This is a genomic window from Syntrophales bacterium (assembly GCA_030655775.1).
In the GTDB taxonomy this organism is placed as follows: Bacteria; Desulfobacterota; Syntrophia; order Syntrophales; family JADFWA01; genus JAUSPI01.
On sequence record JAUSPI010000140.1, the window covers coordinates 1 to 3,088 of the forward strand.

Consider the following 3,088-nt stretch of genomic DNA (forward strand, 5'->3'; position numbering starts at 1 on the left):
TCCGCAGGTATTCGTGGGGCCACAAGCCGATCGCATACACGCACAGGAGCGCCATCAGCACCCCCCGCAAGAGACCGGCGAACCCGCCCCCGGAACGGTCAATCTTGTCATTGAACTTGATCGTCATCAGCAGGCGCAGGATCAAGCGCAAAATGAGGAACAGGAGCGAAAAACAGACCACGATCAGAAGGAACGCCACGGCCAGCGCCAGATCGGGGTTCTCCGAAAGCCTTGTATTATCGGTCAGCAGACGGCCCACCGTCTGATAAAATCGCAGGCCGGCCATTAGCACGATCACCGTGCTGATCAGGCGCGAGAGCTCGCCCGAAAGCCCCCGTTTCAGGCCCCACAAGAATTCCCACAGCACGAGCACGAGCGCGCCCACTTCCACGACCGCAAACATGTTTCCAAACGTCATGGCTAAAAGTTCCAAGTTAGGCTAAGAAATTCAACTTGCCGGCCAACCATGCCCCGTCATACGGCAACTCCCAGCACTTCCACCGTCGCCCAGGCTATGGCGGGACAAGCCGGCGGACAAGACAACGGGACCCGCGCGTAACAACGCGAAAATACAGTTCCCATACGAAACGGAAAATATTTACCAGATTTGCAGAGGCTTGGCAATGCCTATTCCGCGCCTCAGAAACAGATTGACAATCCGCCCGTCCTGGCAACAATCATATTTGCAGACTTTGTTATGCTTTCCCCGTTACTTTCAACCTTTTCCTTTTCAATCCATTCAACTTCGGGAAATATACTTTTTTAAGGAGTCTTTCCTTCCCAGTTTCAGGCATGCCCAAATAAAATCGAGCATTAACAGCCAGGACTTTATCAACGAGCTTTCGAATAAAACTTGAAGGATAATCGAAATAACAGACGTAATTTATGGTGTTACTGATATTGAAACCTGAAATTACATAACGCAGGTAGGTATCATTAAAATCAGTGATATGTTCCGCCCGGAGGACATAGTCAGCATAAGTATTAATGAATGGGCAAAAGATATTTGTACTCATTAAAGGATCTGACGTACAATGAAAATAGAGGATTTTATCCTTTAATAGCGCCCTGGTATCTCGTATGAGCTGGTAGGCACAAAGCATGTCCGCCGAACTTCCATCATAGTAGACACCATCAAAATTATATTTATTTAAAACATCATTTACCCTGTCAAGGAAGTCTTTGCCCCTTGCCGTGGAATAGAAAGGGCTCATATAGGGAATAATTCGCATTCCCAGGGAATGGGCTTTTCTTATAACTCTTACCAACTCTTGCTCATTAACCGGCAAATAGTCAAAACAACTGCAGGAAGCATTGGCATAGCAGTCTTCAGGTGTCTTAACCGGTCTATTGCTTCTGGTAAAATTGCCTTGCCATATCGACGCATGTAGGACCATAATATTTGTATATTTAGCGGCATCTTCTATCTCCCTATTCGAAGGAAATGGCTGAAGCGCTTCAGGCGCTATTGAACCATGATGAGCAATTCTATCCTCAAAGGACTGTTTATAATTAAACCTTCGCGGAGGAAATATGGAGAGAAAGAACCGACAATAACTATTTAAAGTATAATAAATCTTCCATTCCTTATAACTAAAATCAACAACTTTTTCCATATTTCTTAAACCTTGATAGGGATAAACCCCTATTCCTCCCATTTTATCAATCAGCAGGATATTGCCGTCCTTCATTGCGCTATAGTCGGGTAAGAAATGCCCCGAAAAAGATAATTTCAGTTCCCCAAGACAATAAATATCCAAAAGAGAATCGCTGTTTATTTGCAATCTCAAATAGCTGGCATCCCTCATGCCGGCTCTCAGCTGTTGCTGGAATACACAGGTGGTTTCATCCTTTCTTTCCAGACTTAAAGTAGAAAAAGAATAATTAAAATCAACAACGGCTATTAGACGTTCTTTGTTAATAAGTTGATAACAGAAAATTCTGCCATTCTCCCCGAATTTATGGATGACGTATTTCGCCCCCGTAGTAATCACTGTTACTTTCCCCTTTTCCTCCTTTACACTTTCTATTTTCATCTCATTTAATATATTCATTTTAATTTCCTCTTGGAGTGTTACCAATTGATTGTCTGTTACAAATACAAATAACTGCTCAGATGCTTTGCATGCCACAGACAGCCTGCCCGAGCGTCGGCCAGGTTTCGGTTCTGTCTATACCTTGCCTGTAGGGTCCCTTTCCGAAAGTTTCAGTTATTCTCTTCCTTCCTCCTTTTCCAGTCTTCTCCTGACGCGATAACCATTAAGCCACCATTCTATGTGAACTTAATTGGTTGGTTTCATAAAACCTTCAGAATGCTTATAAGCCAAAATGTTTCATGGCCAACGGAATGGCCTTATGCACCTTGCCCAGCATCATGTCGATTTCTTCCCTGGTTATTACCAGGGCGGGCGCGATCACCAGAGTATTACGGTTGTTACGCAAAATCATCCTGTTTTTCCAACACCAGTCTCTAATGAAAGTGCCGATATCGAGCTTGGGATCAAGCTTGGCGCCGGTTTTACGGTCAGCCATCAGTTCAACCGCCCAGAGTGTGCCTATGCCGCGAATATCACCTACAATTTTATATTTGTAGAGTTTTTCCAGTCCGGCTTTGATGTATTTTCCTGTTTTCGCGGCCCTTTCGACAAGTTTTTCCCTTTGCATTATCTCGATATTTGCCAGGGCCACAGCACATGAAAGTGGATGACCGCCATATGTACTACCGCTGGAAAATTCAGCACCGGGTTTTTTAAATGCAGCCGCTATCTTTTTGGTGGTTACCGCCACACCTAAAGGAAGATATCCGCTGGTGATGGCCTTGCTGATCGACATAATATCCGGCGTTACATTCCAGTGCTCACACGCAAACCATTTGCCGGTCTTGCCGAAGCCGGTCTGCACTTCATCAAAAATAAGCAAAATGCCATATTTATCGCACAGGTCTCTGACGCCCTGCAGATAGCCGTCCGGCGGCAGCGGATACCCGCTATTCGAGCCTGGAATCGGATCCATAATAACCGCCGAAATAGTCTCTGGATGTTCCCACTGCATTATTTTTTCCATCGCCTTCAAGCAGCCCAAATCGCAA

At 45.1% G+C, this 3,088-nt stretch carries 3 protein-coding genes; all 3 read right to left on the bottom strand.

What is annotated here, in order from left to right:
- On the bottom strand, positions 1 to 433 hold a 433-nt coding region (locus Q7J27_07375; GenBank protein ID MDO9528961.1), incomplete at its 3' end, for a CvpA family protein.
- A 262-nt stretch (positions 434 to 695) separates the two neighbouring features.
- Complete coding sequence (locus Q7J27_07380; protein MDO9528962.1) at positions 696 to 2,054, bottom strand: hypothetical protein; 1,359 nt, start codon at positions 2,052 to 2,054, stop codon at positions 696 to 698.
- Between the two features lie 262 nt (positions 2,055 to 2,316).
- Positions 2,317 to 3,088, bottom strand: a 772-nt coding sequence (locus tag Q7J27_07385; protein MDO9528963.1) for an aminotransferase class III-fold pyridoxal phosphate-dependent enzyme, incomplete at its 5' end; no start/stop codon positions are given.

What these genes read in the sequence shown, in the direction of transcription:
- Q7J27_07380 (MDO9528962.1), bottom strand. Translation starts at nt 2,054, where the DNA reads ATGAATATATTAAATGAGATGAAAATAGAAAGTGTAAAGGAGGAAAAG.